The organism is Halomonas sp. BC1 (genome assembly GCF_002078135.1).
GTDB lineage: Bacteria > Pseudomonadota > Gammaproteobacteria > Pseudomonadales > Halomonadaceae > Vreelandella > Vreelandella stevensii.
Genome location: NZ_LFGS01000019.1, coordinates 553,376 through 578,420, shown reverse-complemented (window position 1 = coordinate 578,420; position 25,045 = coordinate 553,376). Strand labels below are relative to the sequence as shown.

Sequence of the window (25,045 nt, the reverse complement as noted above, 5' to 3'; positions counted from 1 at the left end):
CGCTTTCAAGGTCGGCCAGCGCCTGGCAGGCGTCGATGAATCGGTCATCGGCGCCGGTTTCCCAGCCCCTGGCACCCATGGCCCGGCGCAGGTCGGCCAGCCAGCCGCGCAGGTCGCTGTAATCCGTGGTGATACGCCGCGCCACGTGATGCGCCCAGCGCTGAGCCTGATCCGGTGCCAGCCAGCCAGCGGCGCCACCCAGTGCGGCCCACTCGAGGGCGCTCAGCAGTCGGTCTGCGTGACCGGCAGGCGCGCCCAGTGCAAAAAACAGCTGATCCGCCAACGTCCCACGGTCCGTGATGCCCAGCTGCAGCAGGCGCTGTTCGGCCGCCACTGCATCTACCGCCAAGGGGTGCGGTGTGAAAGCCCAATCACACAGCACCAGCTGTTGAGCCCACCAGGCATTTAGTGCATCGGCCAAAAGACACCTCGAAGAAACAGAAAGCGATCCATGAAAGCAATACCGCGCGGAGGCAGGGCTGCCAAAAGCGCCATAGTGTAACGGAAACTAACGCCAAGACCGATAGCCCGCGCACAAAACAACGCTGCCCGGCACAAGGGCCGGGCAGCGTAGGGAACAACCGAGAGAAGCGCTAAGCGCTTTTGACTTTACTGATGACCCACAACAACACCACGGCCCCCACGGTCGCCGTCACCAGCGAACCAATGAAACCGCCCGCCTGAAGGCCCAGAAGACTGAACAAGAAGCCCCCGACCAAGGCGCCAATGATCCCTACCCCGATATTGCCCAGCACGCCAAAACCGCCGCCGCGCATGATGTTGCCAGCAATCCAGCCAGCCAAACCACCAATGATCAACCACGCAATAAAGCCCATACATCCTCCTTGGTTTTACCTAGCCTGGGGTTTTAACTTTCGCTTATGGTTGTTCTACCATAGCACACAGCGCCAGGGTGCTGCCCATTTGTTGCCTTTACTCACAAGGCCTTCTTACAAGGACTTCCCATGATTCCCGACTCCCTCACACAGCTGCTTGCCGATGTCGATGGCCACCAACCGGCTACCTGGCAAGGGCGCGACGTCGCGCTGTTCAACATGGACTGGGGCAGTATGGTGATCAGCCTGCAGGGTGCCCAAGTGCTGCACTTTCAACCGCGCAACGAGCAGCCCTGGCTATGGGTGACGCCCACGCCCCAGGCGATGCCGGGAGCGATTCGTGGCGGCATCCCACTGTGCTGGCCCTGGTTTGCCGACGAGCGTTATGCCGACGAAAGCCCCGAGCGCAACGGCCCCTTCCACGGCTTGGCTCGCCACGCCCAGTGGCGCCTGGACGCTGTGGACGATCATGCGGAAGGCATCGAGGTGCATCTGTCTCCCACCCAGCCCCTGCACAGCCAACTGACCGCTCGGCTGGTGGTTCAAGCCAACGCCCAGCGCCTCAATGTCGAGCTGATCACCGAAAACATTGGCGAGGCGCCGGTCAAGACCAGCGGCGCACTGCATACCTACCTGGCTGTCGATGACGTGCATCAGTGCCGCCTGGAAGGGCTTTCCGGCGCCCGCTATCTGGACAAGCTGCGCGACTTCAGCGAAGCACAGCAGCAAGGCACGCTGGCCATCCGGGGCGCCGTCGACCGCATCTACCACACCAACGAAGCCGTCCTGCTCAACGACGGTGTACGCACCCTGCGCATCGCCAAGCAGTCCAGCGACTCGACGGTGGTATGGCATCCCGACAGCGACCTGCCCAGCGACACCCCCGCCGAGGCGGGCCGCCATTTCGTCTGCGTAGAGGCGGCCAACACGCGCCTGGACCCCGTATGGCTGGTGCCCGGCGCCCAGCACCTGCTGGGTACGACATTAAGTCGCGGTTAATGCTGGATTCATCCAGCCCTTGGTAAGGTAGGCCTGTCTGCCATCGAGTAAGGAGCTACTATGAACCCTCAAGATATGCTTGAGGCCGCGACCATCGCGTTCAATCTTGTGGGTATGGTGGTGTGTATCGTGGGGCTGACGCTGGCACAAAAAATGTCGCGCAAGTGGCCAGGCTATGTGATTGCCGTCATCGGCTTTCAGATTGCCACGATGCCGATGTTCTATCAGCTGACGCTGATGCTACGCTACTGATGCCGCCCTGCCCTGCTTCCCATGCCCTGCCTGCGAGAGAGTCGTTATGCGCCAGCCGTTGAGTCGTGAACTAGGCAACCTGTTGGAACGCAGCCGGGATCGCCAGCTGCGGCTGGCCGTCACCGGCCTTTCCCAGGCGGGCAAGACGGCCTTTCTGACCTCGCTGGTCAATCAGCTACGCCACGCAGGCGTGGAAGCACAGCTTGACTTGCTGCCCGTGGCCCGGGAAGGCAGGCTGCTGGGCGCCCAGCGGCTGAGCCAGCCTGACCTGGGCGTGCCGCGCTTCCCCTACGACCCGGGCATGAGCGCGCTGAACGACACCCCGCCGCGCTGGCCGGAGCCGACCCGAGGCATCAGCGAGCTGCGCCTGCAGCTGCGTTATCGCCCAGCAAGGCCGGGCTGGCTCACCCCCGAGATCGCCCACCTGACCCTGGACCTGTTCGATTATCCCGGCGAGTGGCTGCTCGATCTTCCCCTGCTGCAGCATGACTTTTATAGCTGGAGCCAGCAGCAGACCCAGCATCTGGGGCCGCACCGCCGGGCGCTGTTCAGTGAGTGGCTGGCCGAGGCCGAGCAGCTGGACCCCAGCGCCGAGGCGGATGAAGCGCACCTGGCACGCCTGGCGGAGGCCTATGCGCTGGGGCTGCGTCGCGCGAAGCAGGCGGGCTTTTCCGACCTGCAGCCGGGCCGCTTCCTGCTGCCGGGCGAGCTGGACGGCGCGCCGGTGCTGCAGTTCTTTCCCTTGCCTGGATTGGAGACTCCCCAGGAGCGCCTCGACGCGCTTCCGGCCACGAGCCTCTACGCCACGCTGGCATCGCGCTTTCGTTACTATCAGCAGCAGGTGGTGCGGCCCTTCTACCGCGACCACTTCCGGCGCTTTGACCGACAGATCGTGCTGGTGGATGTGCTCGGCGCGCTCAACGCGGGGCCGGAGCGTTTCGAGGACCTTTCCAAAGCGCTGCATCAGCTGATGCAGAGCTTCGATTACGGCAAGCGCAGCCTGTTGACCCGGCTGTTTGCGCCCAAAATCGACCGGCTGGCGATTGCCGCCACCAAAGCCGACCATGTCACCCCCGACCAGCACCCCCATGTGGTGACCCTGCTGGAAGCGCTGCTGGCGGAGCCGCTCAAGGACCTGCGCTACGCGGACATTCCCGTCAAAGCGCTGTCGCTGGCCGCCATCCGCGCCACCGAGGCCAGGGAAGTGCTCCACGACGGCCAGCGCAGCCCGGCCCTCAAAGGCACCACCCTGGAAGGCGAAGAGGTGCTGGTCTACCCAGGCGACGTGCCCAGCCGCTTGCCCAGGGCCGATTTCTGGCAGCAGCAGGGGTTCGATTTCCCGAGTTTCCGCCCGATGCCCGCCAACGGCGAGGCGCTGCCCCACATCCGTATGGACGCCGCGATCGACTGGCTGATTGGAGATAAACTGTCATGAGCAACCCTCAGCCCCGCCGCGACTTTCATAGCGAAGCGCCCCCCGAGCCCGCCGCAGAGACTCTGCGTCAGCACGAGCGTTTTGCCACCACGGACACCCACCAGCCGCTGGCCACCCAGGCCGAGCTGAAAGCCCTGCCGGAAGAAACCCTGGGCGCTCCCCGCAAGCGCCGCTGGGGGCTGATGTTTGCGCTGGCAGGCGGTGCCACGCTGGGCACCGTGGAACTGGTCACCGGCATCCCCGATGCGCTCGCGCAGTCCCAGTGGCTGACCATGGCCTGGCAGCTCTTCGGTATCAGCCTGATTGGCCTGGGCGGTGTCTCGCTGCTGAAGGAGATTGGCCGTCTGGGGCGGCTCAAGCGCCATGACCGGCTGCGGGCCAACCTGGCCGAACTGCCCCAGCGCTCCGGCAAACAGGCGTTGGCCATGGCCGAACAGCTTCGCCAGCAGCTGAAGCTCGGCAACGACGACCCTCACTGGCTGGCCTTTCAGCGCGCCTGCCAGCCCCACCATAGCGGAGAAGAGATCCATACGCTGCTGCGCTACCACCTGTTGGCCCCTCGAGACCGGGAAGCCCAGCGTTTGATTACCCGCATGTCGGGTGAAACCGCCATCATGGTGGCGGTCAGCCCGCTGACGCTGGTAGATATGGCCCTGGTGGCCTGGCGCAGCCTGGCCATGGTAGACAGGCTCAGCCGCCTGTACGGGCTGGAGCTCGGCTACGCCAGCCGACTGAGGCTGTTTCGCCATGTGTTGCACAACATGGCCTTTGCCGGAGCCAGCGAACTGGCCACCGATGCCAGCGTCAACATGCTCTCGCTGGATTTGGCAGGGCGCTTGTCGGCACGTGCAGGCCAGGGGCTGGCCACGGGGCTGCTGAGCGCCCGTCTGGGGCTGCGCGCCCAGCGCCTGTGTCGGCCAGTGGCTTTCAGCCCGGAAGAGCAGCCGCGGCTGGCCGACCTGCGTCAGGATCTCTGGCGACAGCTCAAACGGCTGGACAAAGAGCCCGCCCCTGCCACCACGCGGCACAAGGAGTAGGAATAAGCCTGTCACAGCGCGTCAGGCAGCGGTTCAGGCCAGCTGCATGCGGTTGAAGAGAGCCAGCGGTAACCGCTGCCAATGTCCTCCACGGGGATGCGCCGCTGGTCGAGCACGATATGGCAATAGTCCACCGGCAGCGAACGAAAAAAGCGCATGGTGGACGCAATGCTGAAGGCCATGTTGCTGGAGAGCTCATCGAGCTGCTCCAGCTGTGCCGTGCGGCTTCGACGCAGCACGGCCTTGATACGCGCCAGCAGCTCGCGGATTTCCGGGTCATCATCGACCACCATCAAGGTCGCAGGCGTGGTTGTCATCGTGGAAAGCGCCCCTGGGTTGTTATCGTTTTAGGGGCTAGATGATGGTGGAGCGCTGTCGCTACCGCAAGCGGCCCTCGACCAAGGTGGCAGAGCTAACCCGACAGCCCGAAACGCTCAGCCAACCAGTGGGCCACCGCCGCTTCCCCGTGATGGCCAATGCGCCGGGCATCGGGCACACGGTCGAACAGCGCCGGGTGGGCGTTGGCCATGACCTGCGCCTCCCCGGCCAGGGTCAGCATCTCGGTGTCGTTGAGGTTGTCGCCAAAGGCGAGGCAGTCGGCGGCGGTGAGGCCCAATGACTCCAGCAGCGCCGCCAGCGCAACGCCCTTGTTCACCCCGCCCGCCATGATCTCCAGTGAGTCCACCGTGGAGTAGGTGATGTGCAGCCCCTCACCGTGTGCCGCGTGGGCCTGGGCCTCCAGTTCGGCCAGCGCTTGGGGGTCACCCAGATAGAGCACCTTGCCCACCCCGTGGCGGTCCATCTGTTCGGGCGGCACCACGTCATAGGTGAACCCGGTGGAGGCGTGCAGCGACAGCAGGTGCGGCGCTTCGGCATCGACATGCCAGCCATCATCGCGATACAGGCTCAGGCGCACCTGCGGGGGCCGGGGCAGATGAATCAAGGTGTGTGCATGTTCAGGTGCCAGGTGAGACGCGCTGATCAAGCGGTCATCCGGGGCGTGGGTGTAAGCACCGTTGGTGCTGATCAAATGGGCCGGAATGGCCAGTTCCTCACGAAACACCCGCATGTCGTGGTAATGACGGCCAGAGGCCAGCGCTACATGGTGACCCTTTTGCACCAGGGCGCGCAGTACGTCTACCGTGCTGTCGTGTAACCGGTGGTCGCTACCCAGCAGCGTACCGTCCAGGTCGGAAACAATCAGGCGTGGGGTCATACAGGCTCCTTGGGCGTGGCGCATGAAGTGAGCCTCAGCTTAACCGATTCATCCGCAAGCGGGTAAGTCATTGAGCCGCCTGAGCGGGCGTGACTTACCCAAGGGCAACGATTGGCGCGGCCAACGGGAATCCGTATAGTGGCACCCTACTCTCGCCAACTGATCGAACACATGCTTCAAAATAACTCCCTGCTTGCCCAGCTCAAGCAACAGATCCGTGAAACCACTCCCCGCGCCGAAGGGGTGATCAAAGCCACCGAAAAAGGCTTCGGGTTTCTTGAAACCGACAGCGGCGAATCCTATTTCGTGCCGCCGCCTGCCATGAAGCAGGTGCTCCACGGCGACCGCGTCGAAGCCGTGATTCATGAGAACGGCGACAAAAAATCCGTCGAGCCGGAGAAGCTGATCGAAGCGGGCCTGGACCGCTTCATCGCCCGCGTGCAAAAGCGCGAAGGCCGCCTGGCAGTGGTGCCCGATCACCCCTCGATTCGCAATGTGCTGAAAGCCCGCATCAAGAACAGCCTGGACGAAGACAGCATTGGCGACGGCGACTGGGTCGTGGCGCGTCTGGTGCGTCACCCGCTCAAGGAGAACGATCGCGGCTTCTTTGCCCAAATCGACGAGCTGGTCGCCAAGGTCGACAACCCCGCCGTGCCGTGGCGTGTCACCCTGGCGCGCCACGCGCTGGAGCAGGAGTGCCCGGATGCCGGTAGCGACTGGCCGCTGCGCGATGAGGGCCTGACTCGGGAAGACCTGACGCAACGCCCCTTCTTCACCATCGATGGTGAGAAGACCCGCGATATGGACGATGCCCTGCACGTGGTGGCGCGTCCGGAAGGCGGCTGGCAGCTGAGCGTGGCCATTGCCGACCCCACGGCGTATGTGGATGAGGAGCACGCGGCGGACCTGGAAGCGCGTGTGCGTGCCTTCACGGTTTACCTGCCGGGCCAGAACGTCACCATGCTGCCGGAGCAGCTGGCCGATGACCTGTGCTCGCTGTGGGAAGGCCAGGAGCGCCCGGCCCTGGCGTGTACGCTGGACATCAACGCCGACGGCAGCCTGGGCGACTACCGCTTCTTTGCCGCCAACGTGACCTCCCACGCCAAGCTGGTGTACGAGCGCGTCTCTGACTGGATCGAAGGCCAGGGCGACTGGGCACCGGCCGAGAAGATTGCCGAGCAGCTCAAAGCACTGCAGGCCCTGACGGAAGCCCGCACCGCCTGGCGCAACGAGCACGCACTGGTGTTCAAGGACCGCCCGGATTACGTGTTCGATCTGGACGAAGCAGGCAACGTGCTGGGCGTGCGTACCGAAGACCGGCGCATCGCCAACCGCATGATCGAAGAGTCGATGATTGCGGCCAACGCCTGCTGTGCAGACTTCCTGGCCAGCCATATCGGCCACGGCATCTTCAACGTGCACCGCGCCTTCGAGCCCGAAAAAGCCGAAGCGGCCCAGGAGTTCCTCGCCAGTCAGGAGATTGAGGTGGCCCAGGAAGCGCTCACCGAGCTGGCGCACTACAAAGAGCTCAAGCGCGCACTGGAAAGCCGTGACGACGCCTGGCTGGATGCCCGCCTGCGCCGTTTCCAGGGCTTCACCAGCATGTCGGCCCAACCTGGCCCACATTTCGGCCTGGGGCTGCCCGCCTACGCCACGTGGACCTCGCCGATCCGCAAGTATGGCGATATGGTCAACCACCGCTTGATCAAGCGCGTGCTCAAGGGTGAACAGGCCCCGGCAGAGGCCAGCCAGCAGCTCACCGAGCAGCTCACCGAACGCCGCCGCCTGAACCGTATGGCCGAGCGTGACGTGAAAGATTGGCTCTACGTTCGCTACCTGACCCCGGCAGCACAGAACCAGGATACCTTCGAGGCCGAAATCATGGCCATCAATCGTGGCGGCATGCGGGTGCGTCTGATCGAAAACGGCGCCACGGCCTTCGTGCCAGCCCCCTTGATGCACAGTGACCGCGACAAGGTGGTGATCGACGATAAAGAGGGCCGCATTCAGATCGAAGGCGAAGAGCGCTTCAAACTGGGCGACAGCCTGCGTGTCTCGCTCACGGAAGCCCGTGAAGAGACCCGCTCGCTGGTGGCGAAACCCGCCGTCTGACCCCTGCATGGCCTCGCGGCAAGCGTCGGCGAGGCCATGAGCAGCACCATGCAAAAGGGCACCCGAAGGTGCCCTTTTTTAGCGCTCTGAAAAAGTACGCGGCTTACCAGCCGGTCACTTCTTTCAGTGCATCGCCAATTTGCGCCAAGGAGCGTACGGTTTTGACACCGGCGTCTTCCAGGGCAGCAAATTTCTCGTCGGCAGTACCTTTACCGCCAGAGATGATGGCGCCAGCGTGGCCCATACGCTTGCCGGGAGGTGCTGTCACACCGGCAATGTAGGAAACCACCGGCTTGGAAACGTTGGCCTTGATGTAGGCCGCGGCTTCTTCTTCAGCGGTGCCGCCGATTTCACCGATCATCACGATCGCTTCGGTTTTCGGGTCCTTCTCGAACATCTCCAGGATGTCGATGAAGTTGGAGCCCGGAATCGGGTCACCACCGATGCCGACACAGGTAGACTGGCCGAAACCGTGGTCAGTGGTCTGCTTGACCGCTTCGTAGGTCAGGGTACCGGAACGCGATACGATGCCCACTTTACCCGGCTGGTGAATGTGTCCCGGCATGATGCCGATTTTACATTCGCCCGGGGTGATCACGCCGGGGCAGTTCGGGCCGATCAGACGTACGCCCAGCTCGTCGCATTTTACTTTCGCTTCGAGCATGTCGAGGGTCGCGATGCCTTCGGTGATGCACACGATCAGCTTGATGCCAGCGTTGGCCGCTTCAAGGATCGAGTCTTTGCAGAACGCTGCCGGTACGTAGATCACGCTGGCTTCTGCGCCGGTTTTCTCGACCGCTTCTTTCACGGTGTTGAACACGGGCAGGCCCAGGTGCGTCTGGCCGCCTTTGCCCGGCGTAACACCGCCGACCATTTGCGTGCCATAGGCAATCGCCTGTTCGGAGTGGAACGTGCCCTGGCCACCGGTGAACCCTTGGCAGATGACCTTGGTGTTCTTATCGATCAGGATACTCATTACTTGCCCTCCGCTGCTTTGACAACCTGCTGAGCCGCGTCGGTCAGACTGGTAGCAGCGATGATGTTCAGACCGCTGGACGCCAGCTTCTCAGCGCCCAACTCAGCGTTGTTACCTTCCAGGCGAACGACGACCGGCACGTTGACGCCGACTTGCTCAACGGCACCGATGATGCCTTCGGCAATCATGTCGCAACGAACGATACCGCCGAAGATGTTCACCAGAACGGCTTTGACGTTGTCGTCAGACAGGATGATCTTGAACGCTTCGGCTACGCGCTCTTTGGTCGCGCCGCCACCAACGTCCAGGAAGTTGGCCGGCTTACCGCCGCTCAGGTTGACGATGTCCATGGTGCCCATGGCCAGGCCAGCGCCGTTGACCATGCAACCGATGTTACCGTCGAGGGCCACGTAGTTCAGTTCCCACTTCGCGGCGTCGGCTTCACGCTGATCTTCCTGGGAAGGATCGCGCATCGCCTGCAGGTCCGGGTGACGGTACAGGGCGTTGCTGTCGAGGCCCAGTTTGGCGTCCAGGCAGTGCAGGTTGCCTTCGTCGGTGATCACCAGCGGGTTGATCTCGAGCAGCGCCAGATCCTTGTCGTGGAACAGCTTGGAGAGACCCAGGAAGATCTTGGTGAACTGCTTCACCTGATCGCCTTCCAGACCCAGCGCGAACGCCAGCTCACGCGCCTGGTAGGGCTGTGCGCCGACCAGCGGATCGATTTCGGCCTTGAGGATCTTTTCCGGCGTCTCTTCGGCGACGGTTTCGATCTCGACACCGCCTTCGGTGGAGGCCATGAACACGACGCGACGAGTGGTACGGTCAACGACCGCGCCCAGGTACAGCTCGTCGGCGATGTTGGTGCAGGTCTCTACCAGAATCTTGGCAACCGGCTGACCTTTTTCGTCAGTCTGGTAAGTGACCAGGTTCTTGCCCAGCCACTGCTCGGCGAAGGTTTTGGCTTCTGCCGGGTCCTTGATCAGCTTGACGCCGCCCGCTTTACCGCGGCCGCCAGCGTGAACCTGGGCTTTGACGACCCACATGTCGCCGCCGATCTTTTTGCACGCTTCTACTGCTTCTTCGGGAGTGTCCACGGCAAAGCCTTTGGACACTGGCAGACCATAATCGGCAAACAGCTGTTTACCTTGATACTCGTGAAGGTTCATCGATTCATGCCATTGGTTGCATGTGACTCGAACGATGATCAGTCGCCCTGAAGAACATCTTGCAGGTGCTGGTCATCCCCGTACTTTCATGACGGCGAGTTGCCACGCCGCCATGAAAGTGGTGCGCCACCTGACGGTGGCGCTTGGTTGTTGCTTAGCGAATTACTTGCGCTTCTTGCGGTTGGCCATGTGAATGGCATGACCTTCTACCGCCAGAGCAGCTTCGTGTACGGCTTCCGACATGGTCGGGTGCGCGTAGCAGGTCAATGCCAGGTCTTCGGCGCTGGAGCCGAATTCCATGGCGATCACGCCTTGGGCGATCATCTCACCGGCGTGCTGACCCACGATGTGCATACCGAGAATGCGGTCGGTTTCCGCATCGGCAATGATCTTGGCGCTGCCTTCGGTGGCGTTGTTGGCCATGGCACGGCCGCTGGCTGCGAAGGGGAAGCTACCGGTCTTGACTTCGATACCCTTGGCCTTGGCGTCCTGCTCGGTCATGCCGACCCAGGCCACTTCCGGGAAGGTATAGATGACGCTGGGGATGGTGTCGTAGTTCATCTCGGCCTTGTGACCGGCGATGATGTCCGCCACCATGATGCCCTCTTCAGAGGCCTTGTGGGCCAGCATCGGGCCGCGTACACAGTCGCCAATCGCGTAAACGCCCGGCACGTTGGTACGGCACTGGTCGTCCACGAAGATGAAGCCACGCTCGTCCAGCTCGACGCCCACGCCATCGGCCACAACGCCTTTGGTGTAAGGACGACGGCCGACACATACGATCAGCTTGTCGAAGGTGATTTCCTGCTCGCCGTCAGCATCGGTGTACTTGACGATGACTTCTTCACCGTTGGTCTCGGAGCCGGTCACACGGGCGCCCAGTTTGATATCCAGGCCCTGCTTCTTGAGCAGTTTCTGAGTCTCTTTGGCAATCGTGGTGTCGACCATCGGCAGGAAGGAGTCCATCGCTTCCAGCACGGTGACTTCAGAACCCAGACGGTTCCAGACGCTGCCCAGCTCCAGGCCGATGACGCCAGCGCCGATCACGCCAAGGCGCTTGGGCGTTTCCTGGAATTCCAGTGCGCCGGTAGAGTCGACGATCAGGCCTTCGGTCAGCGGCGTGGGCGGAATTTCCACCGGCACGGAGCCTGCCGCGATGACGATGCTGTCGGCGTCGTAGGCGGTGGTGTTGCCGTCCAGATCGGTGACTTCGACCTGCTTGCCAGATACGACCTTGCCGGTACCTTCGATGGCGGTCACGCCGTTGGCCTTGAACAGGCCAGAGATGCCGCCGGTCAAGTTCTTAACAATCTTGTCCTTGCGGGCCATCATTTTCTTGACGTCCATGGTGACGTCACCGGCTTCGATACCCATGTCGTCGAAATCGTGCTTGGCTTCGACGAACTTGTGCGACGCTTCAAGCAACGCTTTGGACGGGATACAGCCTACGTTCAAACAGGTGCCGCCGTGGACGACCTTGCCTTCCTTGCCAATCCATTTTTCAACACAGGCGGTTTTCAGGCCCAGCTGCGCAGCGCGGATAGCCGCTACGTAGCCACCAGGGCCAGCACCGATAACGATCACATCAAACTTGTCAGCCATGTTGGCTCCTTTAGCTTGGCTGCCCCCTCCCGAGTTGATCTAAACCGGGCAGGAGGCAAAGTGCGATTGCAGAGAACGTTTCATCAACAGCGAAGGCGGATCAACGCGCTTCGTTATACGTCCAGCAGCAAGCGAGCCGGGTCTTCCAGCAGCTCTTTGATAGTCACCAGGAATCTTACCGCATCTTTACCGTCGATCATGCGGTGGTCGTAGGAGAGCGCCAGATACATCATCGGGCGAATCTCGACCTTGCCATTCACCGCCATGGGGCGATCCTGAATCTTGTGCATGCCCAGGATAGCGGTCTGCGGCGGGTTGATGATCGGCGTCGACATCAGTGAACCGAAGGTGCCACCGTTGGTGATGGTGAAGGTACCGCCGATCATGTCGTCCATGCCCAGCTTGCCGTCACGGCCACGCTTGCCGAAGTCGACGATGCTGCGCTCGACGTCTGCGATCTTCATGCTGTCGGTATCACGCAGTACCGGTACCACCAGGCCACGGTCGGTGGAGACGGCAACACCGATATCCTGATAACCGTGGTAGACGATGTCGGTGCCGTCGATGGAGGCATTGACGTCCGGGAAGCGCTTGAGCGCTTCGGAAGCGGCTTTTACAAAGAAGCCCATGAAGCCCAGCTTGACATCGTGGGTCTTCTGGAAAGTGTCCTTGTACTGGGCACGCAGGGCCATGATTTCCGTCATGTCCACTTCGTTGTACGTGGTCAGCATCGCCGCGGTCTGCTGTGCCTGAACCAGGCGCTTGGCGATGGTCTGGCGCAGACGGGTCATCGGTACGCGCTTCTCTTCGCGCTCACCCGCCACCGCCGGAGCCGCCGCAGCCTTGGCCGGCGCAGAGGACTTGGCAGCTTTCCTGGCCGAACCATCCTTGACGGCTTTCTGAACGTCTTCTTTCAGAATGCGACCGCCTTTGCCGGTACCTTCGATCCTGGAAACGTCCAGATCGTGCTCGGCAACCATCTTGCGAGCAGCCGGTGCCAGCACTTTGTCACCCACCTTCTCATCGGCGCCTTCATCGTCAGCGTCGTTGGAAGCGCTGCTGGAAGAAGAAGCGCTGGCCTGGTCACTGCCACCGCCTTCTACGAAGGTTGCCAGAATCGCTTCGGACTCAACCTGGCTGCCTTCTTCTGCCTTGATTTCCGCCAGGGCACCATCGGCAGGCGCCACGACTTCCAGCACGACCTTGTCGGTTTCGATGTCGGCCAGCACTTCGTCACGCTTGACCGCTTCGCCTACTTTCTTGTGCCAGGTCGCCACGGTGCCTTCCTGAATGGACTCAGGGAAGCTGGGCGCCTTCACGTCGTGCTGCTTGCCACCGGCGGCTGGCTTAGCGGCTTCCTTGGACTCGGCCTTCTCGGCGTTGTCAGAAGATTTTTCTTCTTTCTTACCGCTGTCGCCCGAGGCGCTGCCTTCACCAATCTTGCCCAATACTTGCTCGGACTCGACGGTATCGCCTTCTTCGGCCATCACGTCGGTCAGGGTTCCCGCTTCCGGTGCGACGACTTCAAGCACCACTTTATCGGTCTCGATTTCAACGATCAGCTCGTCGCGTTCGACGCTGTCACCCGGCTTCTTGTGCCACGCGGCCACGGTGCCTTCGGCAACGGATTCCGGAAAGGTTGGCGCTTTGATATCAGTAGCCATGTCGTTTCCCTTATATGTTCTCTAAGCCTGGCGGACGCTTAAATATTAAAAGCGTCTTCCACCAGCTGGCGCTGCTGTTCAATGTGGACGGACATGTAGCCCGCTGCCGGAGCAGCCGAGGCAGGACGCCCTGCGAATTTCAACTCACGACCCAGGCCGTCTTTCAACAGGTCGGCCACGGCACGCATGTGGTGCTGACTGGAGTACCAGGCGCCCTGATTCAGCGGCTCTTCCTGACACCAGACGATATCTTCCACATTGGCATATGCCTGGAGCACTTCCAGAAGCTCTTCTTTCGGGAAGGGGTAGAGCTGCTCAAGACGAAGGATGACCGTATCGTCACGCTCGCTCTCAGCACGCCAGTTGGCCAGATCATAGTAGACCTTGCCAGCGCACATGATCACACGAGTGACCTTCTCGACATCCGGGTTGCCCTGGTCGGGCAGCACCATGTGGAACTTGCCATGGGCCAGATCTTCGAGACTGGACACGGCTTCCTTGTGGCGCAGCAGCGACTTGGGCGACATGACCACCAGCGGCTTGCGCAGCGGGCGAATCACCTGACGGCGCAGCAGATGGAAAATCTGGGCAGGCGTCGTCGGTACGCACACTTGCATGTTGTGCTCGGCGCACAGCTGCAAGAAGCGCTCAAGGCGTGCCGAAGAGTGTTCGGGGCCCTGGCCTTCGTAGCCATGGGGCAGCAGCATGGTCAAGCCACACAGGCGTCCCCACTTGGTCTCACCAGAGGAAATGAACTGGTCGACCACGACCTGGGCACCGTTGACGAAGTCACCGAACTGCGCTTCCCAGATCACCAGATCGTTGGGAGCCGTGGTGGAGTAGCCATACTCGAACGCCAGCACGGCTTCTTCCGACAGGAAGGAGTCGTGGATGGTGAAACGGGGCTGACCATCTGCCATGTTCTGCAGCGGCACGTAGGTCGTCGCGTCTTTCTGGTTGTGCACCACCGCATGACGATGCGAGAACGTGCCACGGCCAACGTCCTGACCGGTAATCCGGACCGGGTGGCCTTGATCCAGCAGCGTGGCATAGGCCAGCGTTTCGGCGAAGCCCCAGTTGAGCCCCATGCCGCCCGCCTGCATCTTGCGGCGGTCTTCATAGATCTTGGCCACCTGACGCTGTACTTCGATACCGTCAGGGATCTCACACATCTTCGCTGCCAGCTGTTGCAGGCGTTTCATGTCGAAGGTGGTGTCGGCATTGCCGGTCCACTCATGGCCCAGGTAGGGAGCCCAGTCGACGAACAGCGACTTGTTGGGTTCCTGAACCAGCGCGTTGGCCACGTGATTGCCTGCCACGAGATCATCGCGGTAGGCCTCCACCATGGCTTTGGCGTCGTCTTCGGACAGCACGCCCTGCTCGATCAGACGCTGTGCATACAGCGTGCGTGAGGAGGGGTGGTCCTTGATCTTGGCGTACATCAGCGGCTGGGTGCCTGATGGCTCGTCGGCCTCGTTGTGGCCGCGACGACGGTAGCAGACCAGGTCGATCACCACGTCCTTCTTGAACTGCTGACGGAAGTCGATCGCCACCTGGGTCGCGTGCAGCACCGCGTCCGGGTCGTCCCCGTTGACGTGGAAGATCGGCGCCTGGACCATCTTGGCGATGTCGGTGCAGTACTCGGTGGAGCGCGCATCCTGCGGGTGGGAGGTAGTGAAGCCCACCTGGTTGTTGATCACGATGTGCACCGTGCCGCCGGTCTTGTAGGCGCGGGTCTGGGACATCTGGAATGTCTCCATGACCACGCCCTGGCCGGCGAAGGCGGCGTCGCCGTGGATGCTGATCGGCAGCACCTTGGTGCCGTCCCTGTCGTCGCGGCGATCCTGGCGGGCGCGCACCGAGCCCTCGACCACCGGGGAGACGATCTCCAGGTGGGAGGGGTTGAAGGCCAGCGCCAGGTGCACCTCGCCTCCCGGGCTCATCACATTGGAGCTGAAGCCCTGGTGGTACTTGACGTCGCCGGAGCCGCGCTCGATGACCTTCTTGCCATCGAACTCGTCGATCAGGTCGCCGGGGTTCTTGCCGAGGATGTTGACCAGCAGGTTGAGGCGGCCGCGGTGGGCCATGCCGATCACCATCTCCTTGATGCCGTAGCCGCCGCCGCGCTGAATCAGTTCGTCCATCATCGGTACGAACGACTCGCCACCTTCCAGGCCGAAGCGCTTGGTACCCGGGTACTTGGAGGCCAGGTAATTTTCCAGACCTTCCGCAGCCGTCAGGCGTTCCAGTACGTGCTTACGCACGTCATCGCTGAACTTGGGCGCGCTGCGTACCGATTCGAAACGACGCTGCAGCCAGCGCTTCTCTTCGGTATCCACGATGTGCATGATTTCGCAGCCGATGGAGCGGCAGTACGTCTGCTCCAGCGCGTCGACGATCTCGCGCAACGGTGCTTTATCAACACCCAGGAAGAAAGAACCTGTCTGGAACTCGGTATCAAGATCAGCTTTGGACAGCTGATGGAATGACAGGTCGAGGTCGGGGACGGGGGTGGGATTACGCAGACCAAGCGGGTCGATATTGGCCTTTTGATGGCCACGGAAGCGATACGCGTTGATCAGCTGCAGGACTTTGACCTGCTTTTTGTTTTCACCGCTGTCGGACGCGGCGACTACCCGGCCTGGGCGACTTTCACGGCCAAGCTGGTAGAACTGATCACGAATGGGGCTTAGTGGAACATCGTGGGAGGCACTGCCTTCAGCACGCGGCAACTGATCGAAATAGCTGCGCCACTCGTCTGAGACAGAATCAGGATCGGCGAGGTACTGCTCGTAAAGCGCTTCCACGTAGTGGACATTGCCACCACTAACGTGAGAGGAACGCCACATCAACTCCATTATGCCTTGTTGCATCTCTCGGTCACCCTGCACTGATGGGGTGGTATCGGCATCGCTGCATGCGTGCAACGACATCGCTATTGCCCTGCCGGCGGGGCGGGACGTTTGCCGGCGGCGCCGACCTGAGGCCGGTAGCCCTTGTTCAAACACGTATGATGACGCGTTTCATTACCAGTTCATGCTCAAAAGCCGGTACTCGTCGCACCGGCTTTTAAACTTGGCTGATCCATGGTGCGGCGCGTCGCCGCACCATGACAGCCCCTATGATAACAAGCGAAGCGCCACGATTTAAGTAGCTTTGTGATGCAACTTACGTGGTAGTCGCTTTTTTTTCACAGGATGAATGAGTTACGTCGCATCTGCGAGCAACATTTCACGAATTTTACCAATTGCACGGGTCGGATTCAGACCTTTCGGGCACACCGCCACGCAGTTCATGATGCCGCGGCAACGGAACACCGAGAACGGATCTTCCAGGCTGGTCAGACGCTCACGGGTGGCGGTATCGCGACTGTCGGCCAGGAAGCGGTATGACTGCAGCAGACCCGCCGGGCCCACGAACTTGTCCGGGTTCCACCAGAACGACGGGCAGGACGTGGAGCAGCAGGCGCACAGGATACACTCGTACAGGCCGTCCAGCTTGTCGCGCTCTTCTGGCGACTGCAGACGCTCGATGGCGGGCGCTGGCGTGTCGTTTTGCAGATACGGCTGGATGCGCTCGTACTGCTTGTAGAACAAGCCCATGTCCACGACCATGTCGCGGATGACCGGCAGGCCAGGCAACGGACGCAGAGTCAGCTTGTTGTTTTTCACGACGTCCGACAGCGGCGTGATGCACGCCAGGCCGTTCTTGCCGTTCATGTTCATGCCATCGGAGCCGCACACGCCTTCACGGCAGCTGCGGCGATAGGCCAGGCCACTGTCCTGCTCTTTCATCAGGTGCAGTACATCCAGCACCATCAGATCGCGACCTTTGGTATCGACCTGGAACTCCTGCATGTAGGGCGCGGAGTCGGTTTCCGGGTTGTAGCGATACACGGATACCTGAAGATTTGACATGGTGTCTCCCTCTCGTCGGTGCGGAGATTAGTAGGTGCGAACCTTCGGCTCGAACGTATCGACTGTTTTCGGCTTGAAGTTGACGTCGCGCTGCTTCAGCTCTTTGCTAGCCGGGAAGTAGAGCGAGTGTTTCAGCCAGTTGACATCGTCACGGTCGGGGTAGTCGTAGCGCGAGTGGGCACCACGGCTCTCTTTACGCTCAAGGGCAGCAATCGCCGTTGCTTCTGCCACTTCCATCAGGTTGTCCAGCTCCAGCGCTTCGACACGGGCAGTGTTGAAGGCGTTGGACTTGTCCGGCAGGTGCGCATTGTCGATGCGGCCACGCAGTTCCGCCAGCTGTTTGACACCTTCCTGCATGTTTTTCTCTTCACGGAATACACCGAAAGAGTTCTGCATGATGCTTTGCAGCTCGGCCTTGAGCTCAGGAATGCTTTCACCGCCTTCAGATTCGTTCCAGCGAGTGATGCGCTTCATGGCGGCTTCGATGTCCGACTCGGAGGCATCCAGGTATTCGATACCTTCGTTCAGCGCGCCTTCGATGAACATGCCCGCGGCGCGACCGAAGACCACCAGATCCAGCAGCGAGTTGCCGCCCAGACGGTTGGCACCGTGTACCGATACACAGGCAGCTTCGCCACACGCGAACAGACCGTTGACGATCTTGTCGTTGCCGCTCTCGTCCTGGGTGATCGCCTGACCATGAATGTTGGTCGGGATACCGCCCATCATGTAGTGGCAGGTCGGCACGACCGGGATCGGGTCCTTGGCCGGATCGACGTGAGCGAAGGTCTTGGAGAGCTCGACGATGCCGGGCAGACGCTTGCCAAGTACTTCTTCGCCCAGGTGATCCAGCTTCAGGAACACGTGGTCGCCCTTCTCGCCACAGCCGCGGCCTTCGAGGATTTCCATGACCATGGAGCGCGCCACGACGTCACGGCCCGCCAGGTCTTTGGCGTTGGGCGCATAGCGCTCCATGAAACGCTCGCCATCCTTGTTGACCAGGTAGCCACCTTCACCACGGCAACCTTCGGTGACCAGCGTGCCCGCACCGTAGATACCGGTCGGGTGGAACTGCCACATTTCCATGTCCTGCATCGGGAAACCAGCGCGCAGCGCCATGCCGATGCCGTCACCCGTGTTGATCAGGGCGTTGGTGGTCGACGCGTAGATGCGTCCGGCACCGCCGGTCGCCAGCACGGTGGCTTTCGACTTGACGTGCACCACTTCGCCGGTTTCGATGCACATGGCGATACAGCCCACCACGTCACCGTTGGCGTTCTTGACCAGATCCACCGCGTACCACTCGTTCAGGAACGTGGTGTTGTTCTTCAGGTTGTTCTGGTACAGGGTGTGCAGCAGCGCGTGACCGGTACGGTCGGCGGCGGCGCAGGTACGTGCTGCCTGACCACCTTCACCAAAGTTCTTGGACTGACCACCGAACGGACGCTGATAGATGCGGCCATTGTCGAAACGCGAGAATGGCAGGCCCATGTGCTCGAGTTCGAAGACGGCCTTGGGGCCCTCCGAACACATGTACTCGGCAGCGTCCTGGTCAGCGATATAGTCGCCGCCCTTGACGGTGTCATACATGTGCCAGCGCCAGTCGTCGTTCGGGTCGGCGGAGGCAATCGCACAGGTGATACCGCCCTGAGCAGAAACCGTGTGGGAGCGTGTCGGGAACACTTTGGACAGTACCGCTGTCTTTTTACCGGACTTGGCCAGTTCAAGAGCGGCACGCAGGCCAGAGCCACCGCCACCCACGATGATGGCGTCAAACGTCAGGCTACGAAGGTTAGACATAGATCAAGCTCCCCACAAAATTTGGATGCCCCACACCAGGTATACGAAGATGGCCAGAATGATCAGCGTCTGGGCACCCACGCGCAGGCGAGTGGACTTGAGGTAATCGGTAGTGACTGTCCACAAACCGATCCAGGCGTGCGCTGCAATGGAAATGAAGGCCAGCAGCGAGAAGATACGCATCCAGGTTTGCTCGAACAGCCCACTCCAGGTGTAGTAATCCAGGTTCGGATTAAACAGCAGGTAAGCGACGATGAAGACCGTGTAAAGGGCCAGAATGACGGCGGATACCCGCTGCATCAGCCAATCGGACAGACCGCTACGGCCAAAACTCGTGATGTTGGTTACCATACCCAAACTCCTGCCAGAATAATCAGAACCGCACTGACTACGACCGTAGCCTGTGCTTTTTTCACACCACCCTCCAGGGTCACGCCAATGTTGGCATCCATGAGCAGGTGCTTGATGCCTGCCACAAAGTGGAATGCCAGGGCAGACAGCAGCCCCCAGGCCACAAACTTGGCGAGGACGTTATTCGCCAGGGCATTGCTGACAGCGTCAAAGCCAGCCGGAGATGACAGGGATTTACCCAGCGCCCAGAAAGCGAAGATCAGCCCAACGAACAGGATCACGCCGGTAATACGGTGCGTAATCGACGTCAGCGCTGGCAGTGGGAAATGTATCGTAGTCAGGTCTAGGTTTACGGGTCGTTTGCTATTCACGGCGTTATACACACTCTCTTGGCCCGCTCAGCGACGGTCGGGCATAACCCGAGCGGGCGGTGGTTGCTGGAAGGGGCTCGGCCGTTGCCAAGTCGGGCACGACCACCTACCTGCCGGTCGCGCGCCGTGGATTATAAGAACCTTAGCCCCTGCTGACAAACCGATCTCAGACTTAACTCGACCATGGTGCAAGAAAATAGCCAATGGTCTGAGTCGATTTTGCGATGCAGCATGGTTATAGTGACATTAGATGGACGGTTTGATAAGCCTGTTAACGTATCGTCAACCCTCTGTCACTTCGGTACTATAGATCCCAGTTAATCATATACAATTATTATCCAAAACAACACATCCTGTATAAGCATGTCTAGCATTACGGCTAATTGACAAAATGTCGCACACTTCTATAGTGGGCAAGCCTTTTCGCCGGCGCGGCATGCGAAACAACGACTTTACGTCCCAAACCGAACTCGAAAGGAGGCCATCATGGCTGACAGGAAAGCGACATTGACGGTAGACGGTCTCGACAAGACGATCGAACTACCCATGTATTCCGGCACACTTGGCCCCGACGTCATCGACGTACGCGGCCTGGGCGCCGAAGGCCTGTTTACCTACGACCCCGGCTTCATGGCCACCTCTTCCTGCCAGTCCGCAATCACCTACATCGATGGCGGCAAGGGCGTACTGCTGCACCGCGGCTACCCCATCGACCAGCTGGCAAAAGAATCCAACTTCGTCGAAGTGTGCTACACCCTGCTGTTTGGTGAACTGCCCACAAAAGAGCAGTACACCGATTTCGAATCGCGCATTCGCAATCACACCATGGTGCACGACCAGATCAACAACTTCTTCAAGGGCTTCCGTCGCGATGCACACCCGATGTCGATTCTGTGCGGCGTGGTCGGTGGCCTGGCAGCGTTCTACCATGACCACATGGACATCACTCAGGAAGAAGACCGCATCATCAGCGCGATTCGCCTGATTGCCAAAATGCCTACCCTGGCCGCCATGTCGCACAAGTACAACGTTGGCCAACCCTTCAACTACCCGCGCAACGACCTGAGCTATGCAGAGAACTTCCTCTACATGATGTTCAGCAACCCTTGCGAGGAGTACAAGATCAATCCGGTGTACGCCAAAGCCATGGACCGCATCTTCATGCTGCATGCGGACCACGAGCAGAACGCCTCCACCTCCACCGTACGCCTGGCAGGCTCTACCGGCGCCAACCCGTTTGCCTGTATCAGTGCGGGCATCGCGGCACTCTGGGGACCGGCACACGGCGGCGCCAACGAAGCCGTGCTGAACATGCTCGACGAAATCGGCGACGATTCCGAAGAGAACATTCAGCGCTTCGTGGACAAGGCAAAAGACAAGAACGACCCGTTCAAGCTGATGGGCTTCGGTCACCGCGTTTACCGCAACTTCGACCCGCGCGCCAAGGTCATGAAAGAGACCTGCGACGAAGTACTGGCCGAGCTGGGCCTGGCAGATGACCCGCAGCTGAAGATCGCCAAGCGCCTGGAGCAGATCGCTCTCGAAGACGAATACTTCATCGAGCGCAAGCTGTACCCGAACGTCGACTTCTACTCCGGCATCATCCTCAAGGCCATGGGCATTCCGACCAACATGTTTACCGTGATTTTCGCGGTATCTCGCACCATTGGCTGGATCTCCCACTGGCACGAAATGCTCAGCGAAAGCTACAAAATCGGTCGTCCGCGCCAGCTTTACATTGGTCATGACCAGCGTGACTACCCCAAGAAGTAATCGGCGGCTTGTACGGCGATGACTGAACGACACAAAGGCCACCCACGGGTGGCCTTTTGCGTGCAGCCTACCCCTTCATGACACCACTCCTGCATCAACAACAAAGGTGCTTTATGTCTTCTATCACTACCGTTGCCTTTATCGGCTTGGGCGTCATGGGCTATCCCATGGCAGGACACCTGGCCAGGCAGGGCCTGACCACCCGCGTTTATAACCGCACGGCCGCCAAAGCCCAGGCATGGGCCGATCAGTTCGGCGGCACGGCCCACGCCACGCCCGCCGAAGCGGCCCAGGGCGCCGACCTGGTGCTGGTGTGCGTAGGCAATGACGACGACGTGCGTCAGGTCACCACCGGCGAACACGGCGTGCTGCAGGCCATGGCCCCCGGCAGCTATCTGGTGGACCACACCACGGCCTCAGCCGACCTGGCACTGGAGCTGGATGCCGCCTGTCGCCAGCAGAGCCTTCACTTTATCGATGCCCCGGTATCCGGCGGCCAGCAGGGCGCTGAAAACGGCGCGCTGACCATCATGTGCGGCGGTGAACAGATCCCTTTCGATGCCGTCGCCCCCGTGCTTGACCACTATGCCCGCGCCGTCACGCTCATGGGCCCTGCAAGCAGCGGCCAGCTCACCAAGATGGTCAACCAGATCTGCATCGCCGGCCTGGTACAAGGGCTGGCGGAAGGCCTGCACTTTGCCGAACAGTCCGGTCTGGATCAGCATCAAGTGATCGAGGTGATTTCGAAAGGTGCCGCAGGATCCTGGCAGATGGAAAACCGCCACAAGACCATGATCGCCGATGAGTATCAGCACGGCTTTGCCGTCGACTGGATGCGCAAGGATCTGGGTATCTGCCTGGAGCAAGCGCGCAGACTGGACGCCACGCTACCCGTCACCGCACTGGTGGATCAGTTCTATGCCGACGTGCAGCGCATGCAGGGTGGCCGATGGGACACCTCTTCGCTGTTAAAGCGTCTCCGCAAAGGCGAATAGCGCTTGACATTTTGGCGCTGACAGCCGGATCAGGGTTTTCCACACTATCTGTGGATAACCCTGTTCACAACCACTACAAAACGTCCCGTAATCGCCATGAACAGTGACCCAGCCTTAAATTGGTCATTTTTTAACCTCTCATAAGCCATTGATTTAAAAGAGATTAAGCTAAGACGCTGATTTTTTATGTCATATTCACGAGGCTGTGCACAACCCTTTACCCAGACGAGCAAAAGTGGACAAGTCAAGCACAATATTGACAAAAAAAGCGATAAATTGGCTAAAACGCCAAACAGGAAGCAGCCGAAAAGGCAACGCGACATTGGGTTGCTATCGAGACTTTTTGAAGGGGGAAAATACAAAAAACCAGAAGAAGGTGGCGTCCCATAGGGGGTTCGAACCCCTGTTCCCGCCGTGAAAGGGCGGTGTCCTGGACCACTAGACGAATGGGACGTATCTACCTTTTTACATCATGGTACATCGTTAGCATGGGCTAATGATGGTGGAGCCTAGCGGGATCGAACCGCTGACCTCAACACTGCCAGTGTTGCGCTCTCCCAGCTGAGCTAAGGCCCCACGTGTCGTGAAGACGGAGCGTATATTACTGATTACGCTCGCCTTCGTCAACCCTGTTTTCGCAAGAAGCGTCAAATATCTCGCTCGCCGCTCATCTGACGCTCCCTGCCCCTCTGTACAGGTCGAGTATTTACAGGTCGCGGAACTCTTTTTCGAAGCGTTTCGCCTGCTTTTTCGATACGCCACCCAATACCTCGATGGCGTGGCGCAAGCGAGCCCGCGTCACGTCCGACCCGAGAATCGCCATGGCGTCCATGACGGACGTGCTGGAAGCACTGCCCGTAATGGCAATGAACACCGGCGCCAGAAACGCCTTCATCTTGAGCTCGAAGTGTTCCGCCAGGTGTTTGACTTCCGTCAGCAGCGCTTCCTTGTGCCAGGCATTGACGGCTTCGAAGCGCCATACCAGGAATTGCAGCAGCTTCACCAGCTCTTCGTCTTCCAGCTTGATAGCGTCGAAATCCTGCTTTTCCAACGGGGGCAGCCCAGAGAAGAAATGGCCCGCCAGCGGAATCACCTGCGAGAGCGTCTCGACCCGCGGGCGAACCTGGGGCAGGATCTGCTTGACATAGGCATCGTTGAACGCCCACTCGCGCAGCGCCAGCAGCAACGCATCGTCATCCAGGTCTTCACGAATATAAACGCCGTTGAGCCAGGTCAGCTTCTCCAGATCGAATACCGGCCCACCCAGCGATACCCGCTGAATGTCGAACTCAGCCATCATTTCGCTCAGGCTGAATTTTTCGCGCTCATCCGGCATCGACCACCCCATCCGCCCCAGATAGTTGGTGACGGCCTGGGGCAGAAAACCCATGCGACGATAATAGTTGATCGAAGTCGGGTTCTTGCGCTTGGAGAGCTTCGACTTGTCCGGGTTACGCAGCAGCGGCATGTGGCAGAGCTGGGGCATTTCCCAACCGAAGTAGTCGTAGAGCAGCTGGTGCTTGGGTGCCGAGTTGATCCACTCTTCGCCACGCAGCACATGGGTGATGCCCATCAAATGGTCATCGACCACGTTGGCCAGGTGATAGGTGGGCATGCCATCGGACTTCATCAGGATTTGCGCGTCCACCTGCGCCCACTCCACCTCGATTCTGCCGCGCAGCATGTCGCTGACCACACAGACGCCTTCACTGGGCACGTTCATGCGGATGACATACGGCCAGCCTTCCTGTTCACGACGCGCCTGCTCGGCGGCGTCCAGCGCCAGGTCTGCAGGCTTCAGGGCCAGATGCAGGCCTGCTTCCTTGCGGGATTCACGCAGCTCGTCCAGCTCTTCACTGGTGCGGTAGCACTTGAAGGCATGCCCGGCGTCCAGCAACTGCTGTGCATACTGTGCATAGATATCGCCGCGCTCGCTTTGACGGTAAGGGCCATGCGGGCCGCCTACATCAGGGCCTTCGTCCCATTCGAGCCCCAGCCACCGTAACGAGTCGAGAATCATCTGTTCTGATTCAGGGGTAGAACGCACCCGATCGGTATCTTCAATGCGCAAGATGAACTGACCACCGTGCTGACGGGCAAAGCAGAGGTTGAACAGCGCAATGTAGGCCGTGCCTACGTGCGGGTCCCCAGTGGGGGAAGGCGCAATACGAGTACGTACGGTCATCAATCTATCCTTGTGGCGGTAAATGCATCTCCACATTATACGCGCCCCAGCTATATCCAACAGCACCCGCAGGGGAACGAGTTTACCTCAAAAGCGTCATAACCCAAGCTCAATGTCCACGGTGTGAAAGATGCGCGTTAAAGCACAATCGCTTAGTATGGTGTAGTACCCATGATTCGTGTTCATGTATGCGAACGATTCTCATCGTTTACAGCGTGTTCTGAGCGCCACCGAATAGGTGGAAGTACACTTAACGAGCTGATTTAGCTCATCGATAGGAAGATGAAATGGAATCGCTAGGCTCACGTATCAAGCAATTGAGGCTTAGGGCCAAGCTCAACAAAGCTGCCCTAGCAGT

At 60.3% G+C, this 25,045-nt stretch carries 19 protein-coding genes, 2 tRNA genes and 3 pseudogenes; 8 read left to right on the top strand and 16 right to left on the bottom strand.

Going from position 1 to position 25,045, the window contains the following annotated elements; translation table 11 throughout:
* Both B7L72_RS16740 and B7L72_RS16735 read right to left on the bottom strand, forming a co-directional pair.
* Nucleotides 1-421, bottom strand: a pseudogene (locus B7L72_RS16740) (hypothetical protein); the annotation flags it as partial.
* 172 nt (nt 422-593) lie between these two features.
* A complete protein-coding gene (locus B7L72_RS16735) occupies nt 594-836 on the bottom strand; it encodes a GlsB/YeaQ/YmgE family stress response membrane protein (protein ID WP_009098790.1) in 243 nt (80 codons plus the stop codon).
* Between the two features lie 129 nt (nt 837-965).
* Here B7L72_RS16735 and B7L72_RS16730 point away from each other — a divergent pair, with 129 nt between their 5' ends.
* The 4 genes from B7L72_RS16730 to B7L72_RS16715 are packed head-to-tail and all read left to right on the top strand — an operon-like array spanning nt 966 to nt 4,559.
* The gene (locus B7L72_RS16730) at nt 966-1,835 is read left to right on the top strand and encodes a D-hexose-6-phosphate mutarotase (RefSeq protein ID WP_081195585.1); all 870 of its coding nucleotides are present in this window, start codon (nt 966-968) and stop codon (nt 1,833-1,835) included.
* 60 nt (nt 1,836-1,895) lie between these two features.
* On the top strand, nt 1,896-2,087 hold the full coding sequence (locus B7L72_RS16725; protein WP_016914514.1) for a hypothetical protein: 192 nt from the start codon (nt 1,896-1,898) through the stop codon (nt 2,085-2,087).
* Nucleotides 2,088-2,133: 46 nt separating this feature from the next.
* Complete coding sequence (locus tag B7L72_RS16720; protein ID WP_081195584.1) at nt 2,134-3,522, top strand: YcjX family protein; 1,389 nt, start codon at nt 2,134-2,136, stop codon at nt 3,520-3,522.
* Complete coding sequence (locus B7L72_RS16715) at nt 3,519-4,559, top strand: YcjF family protein (protein ID WP_081195583.1); 1,041 nt, start codon at nt 3,519-3,521, stop codon at nt 4,557-4,559. Before B7L72_RS16720 ends, B7L72_RS16715 begins: the two co-directional genes overlap by 4 nt.
* Nucleotides 4,560-4,630: 71 nt before the next feature.
* Here the strand turns inward: B7L72_RS16715 and B7L72_RS19150 are convergent.
* Nucleotides 4,631-4,783, bottom strand: a pseudogene (locus B7L72_RS19150) (ATP-binding protein); the annotation flags it as partial.
* Nucleotides 4,784-4,971: 188 nt separating this feature from the next.
* Complete coding sequence (locus B7L72_RS16705) at nt 4,972-5,775, bottom strand: Cof-type HAD-IIB family hydrolase (protein WP_081195582.1); 804 nt, start codon at nt 5,773-5,775, stop codon at nt 4,972-4,974.
* 171 nt (nt 5,776-5,946) lie between these two features.
* On the opposite strand from B7L72_RS16705, the gene B7L72_RS16700 reads away from it, so the two are divergent.
* Nucleotides 5,947-7,887, top strand: coding sequence for an exoribonuclease II (locus tag B7L72_RS16700; protein ID WP_081195736.1), 1,941 nt, complete (start codon nt 5,947-5,949; stop codon nt 7,885-7,887).
* Between the two features lie 103 nt (nt 7,888-7,990).
* Here the strand turns inward: B7L72_RS16700 and sucD are convergent, their stop codons facing one another.
* The 9 genes from sucD to sdhC form a co-directional block, all read right to left on the bottom strand.
* The gene (sucD, locus tag B7L72_RS16695; RefSeq protein ID WP_016914525.1) at nt 7,991-8,863 is read right to left on the bottom strand and encodes a succinate--CoA ligase subunit alpha; all 873 of its coding nucleotides are present in this window, start codon (nt 8,861-8,863) and stop codon (nt 7,991-7,993) included.
* A complete protein-coding gene (gene sucC / locus B7L72_RS16690; RefSeq protein WP_016914526.1) occupies nt 8,863-10,029 on the bottom strand; it encodes an ADP-forming succinate--CoA ligase subunit beta in 1,167 nt (388 codons plus the stop codon). Before sucC ends, sucD begins: the two co-directional genes overlap by 1 nt.
* A 162-nt stretch (nt 10,030-10,191) precedes the next feature.
* A complete protein-coding gene (lpdA, locus tag B7L72_RS16685) occupies nt 10,192-11,631 on the bottom strand; it encodes a dihydrolipoyl dehydrogenase (protein WP_039176345.1) in 1,440 nt (479 codons plus the stop codon).
* Between the two features lie 113 nt (nt 11,632-11,744).
* Nucleotides 11,745-13,295, bottom strand: a complete 1,551-nt coding sequence (gene odhB / locus B7L72_RS16680; RefSeq protein WP_081195581.1) for a 2-oxoglutarate dehydrogenase complex dihydrolipoyllysine-residue succinyltransferase — start codon at nt 13,293-13,295, stop codon at nt 11,745-11,747.
* A gap of 38 nt (nt 13,296-13,333) precedes the next feature.
* Nucleotides 13,334-16,168: a 2-oxoglutarate dehydrogenase E1 component gene (locus tag B7L72_RS16675; protein WP_081195735.1), complete on the bottom strand. Its 2,835-nt coding sequence runs from the start codon at nt 16,166-16,168 to the stop codon at nt 13,334-13,336.
* A 333-nt stretch (nt 16,169-16,501) separates the two neighbouring features.
* A complete protein-coding gene (locus B7L72_RS16670) occupies nt 16,502-17,212 on the bottom strand; it encodes a succinate dehydrogenase iron-sulfur subunit (protein WP_016914530.1) in 711 nt (236 codons plus the stop codon).
* 27 nt (nt 17,213-17,239) lie between these two features.
* Nucleotides 17,240-19,012, bottom strand: coding sequence for a succinate dehydrogenase flavoprotein subunit (sdhA, locus tag B7L72_RS16665; RefSeq protein ID WP_081195580.1), 1,773 nt, complete (start codon nt 19,010-19,012; stop codon nt 17,240-17,242).
* 3 nt (nt 19,013-19,015) lie between these two features.
* Nucleotides 19,016-19,363 (bottom strand): succinate dehydrogenase, hydrophobic membrane anchor protein, encoded by a 348-nt coding sequence (gene sdhD / locus B7L72_RS16660; RefSeq protein ID WP_016914532.1) that lies wholly within the window; start codon nt 19,361-19,363, stop codon nt 19,016-19,018.
* Nucleotides 19,357-19,734 (bottom strand): succinate dehydrogenase, cytochrome b556 subunit, encoded by a 378-nt coding sequence (gene sdhC / locus B7L72_RS16655; protein WP_170919473.1) that lies wholly within the window; start codon nt 19,732-19,734, stop codon nt 19,357-19,359. The genes sdhD and sdhC overlap by 7 nt, the downstream gene beginning before the upstream one ends.
* Nucleotides 19,735-20,220: 486 nt before the next feature.
* On the opposite strand from sdhC, the gene gltA reads away from it, so the two are divergent.
* A complete protein-coding gene (gltA, locus tag B7L72_RS16650) occupies nt 20,221-21,507 on the top strand; it encodes a citrate synthase (protein WP_081195579.1) in 1,287 nt (428 codons plus the stop codon).
* Nucleotides 21,508-21,620: 113 nt separating this feature from the next.
* Nucleotides 21,621-22,502 carry an NAD(P)-dependent oxidoreductase gene (locus B7L72_RS16645; RefSeq protein ID WP_081195578.1) on the top strand — a complete coding sequence of 294 codons (882 nt, stop codon included), beginning with the start codon at nt 21,621-21,623 and terminating at the stop codon, nt 22,500-22,502.
* Nucleotides 22,503-22,879: 377 nt separating this feature from the next.
* Here B7L72_RS16645 and B7L72_RS16640 read toward each other — a convergent pair.
* The 3 genes from B7L72_RS16640 to gltX form a co-directional block, all read right to left on the bottom strand.
* Nucleotides 22,880-22,955: transfer RNA gene (locus B7L72_RS16640), tRNA-Glu, on the bottom strand.
* A 47-nt stretch (nt 22,956-23,002) separates the two neighbouring features.
* Nucleotides 23,003-23,078, bottom strand: a tRNA-Ala gene (locus B7L72_RS16635).
* Between the two features lie 130 nt (nt 23,079-23,208).
* Nucleotides 23,209-24,687: a glutamate--tRNA ligase gene (gene gltX / locus B7L72_RS16630; protein WP_081195577.1), complete on the bottom strand. Its 1,479-nt coding sequence runs from the start codon at nt 24,685-24,687 to the stop codon at nt 23,209-23,211.
* A gap of 287 nt (nt 24,688-24,974) precedes the next feature.
* Between gltX and B7L72_RS19145 the strand changes: the two are divergent.
* Nucleotides 24,975-25,045, top strand: a pseudogene (locus tag B7L72_RS19145) (helix-turn-helix domain-containing protein); the annotation flags it as partial.

Excerpts from the sequence above, each read along its gene's own strand:
- sdhA (WP_081195580.1), bottom strand. The coding sequence starts at position 19,012 with ATGTCTAACCTTCGTAGCCTGACGTTTGACGCCATCATCGTGGGTGGC.
- B7L72_RS16725 (WP_016914514.1), top strand. The coding sequence starts at position 1,896 with ATGAACCCTCAAGATATGCTTGAGGCCGCGACCATCGCGTTCAATCTT.
- sdhD (WP_016914532.1), bottom strand. The coding sequence starts at position 19,363 with ATGGTAACCAACATCACGAGTTTTGGCCGTAGCGGTCTGTCCGATTGG.
- sucD (WP_016914525.1), bottom strand. The coding sequence starts at position 8,863 with ATGAGTATCCTGATCGATAAGAACACCAAGGTCATCTGCCAAGGGTTC.
- sucC (WP_016914526.1), bottom strand. The coding sequence starts at position 10,029 with ATGAACCTTCACGAGTATCAAGGTAAACAGCTGTTTGCCGATTATGGT.
- B7L72_RS16670 (WP_016914530.1), bottom strand. The coding sequence starts at position 17,212 with ATGTCAAATCTTCAGGTATCCGTGTATCGCTACAACCCGGAAACCGAC.
- gltX (WP_081195577.1), bottom strand. The coding sequence starts at position 24,687 with ATGACCGTACGTACTCGTATTGCGCCTTCCCCCACTGGGGACCCGCAC.
- lpdA (WP_039176345.1), bottom strand. The coding sequence starts at position 11,631 with ATGGCTGACAAGTTTGATGTGATCGTTATCGGTGCTGGCCCTGGTGGC.
- B7L72_RS16715 (WP_081195583.1), top strand. The coding sequence starts at position 3,519 with ATGAGCAACCCTCAGCCCCGCCGCGACTTTCATAGCGAAGCGCCCCCC.
- odhB (WP_081195581.1), bottom strand. The coding sequence starts at position 13,295 with ATGGCTACTGATATCAAAGCGCCAACCTTTCCGGAATCCGTTGCCGAA.
- B7L72_RS16735 (WP_009098790.1), bottom strand. The coding sequence starts at position 836 with ATGGGCTTTATTGCGTGGTTGATCATTGGTGGTTTGGCTGGCTGGATT.
- gltA (WP_081195579.1), top strand. The coding sequence starts at position 20,221 with ATGGCTGACAGGAAAGCGACATTGACGGTAGACGGTCTCGACAAGACG.
- B7L72_RS16705 (WP_081195582.1), bottom strand. The coding sequence starts at position 5,775 with ATGACCCCACGCCTGATTGTTTCCGACCTGGACGGTACGCTGCTGGGT.
- B7L72_RS16645 (WP_081195578.1), top strand. The coding sequence starts at position 21,621 with ATGTCTTCTATCACTACCGTTGCCTTTATCGGCTTGGGCGTCATGGGC.
- B7L72_RS16720 (WP_081195584.1), top strand. The coding sequence starts at position 2,134 with ATGCGCCAGCCGTTGAGTCGTGAACTAGGCAACCTGTTGGAACGCAGC.
- B7L72_RS16675 (WP_081195735.1), bottom strand. The coding sequence starts at position 16,168 with ATGCAACAAGGCATAATGGAGTTGATGTGGCGTTCCTCTCACGTTAGT.
- B7L72_RS16730 (WP_081195585.1), top strand. The coding sequence starts at position 966 with ATGATTCCCGACTCCCTCACACAGCTGCTTGCCGATGTCGATGGCCAC.
- B7L72_RS16700 (WP_081195736.1), top strand. The coding sequence starts at position 5,947 with ATGCTTCAAAATAACTCCCTGCTTGCCCAGCTCAAGCAACAGATCCGT.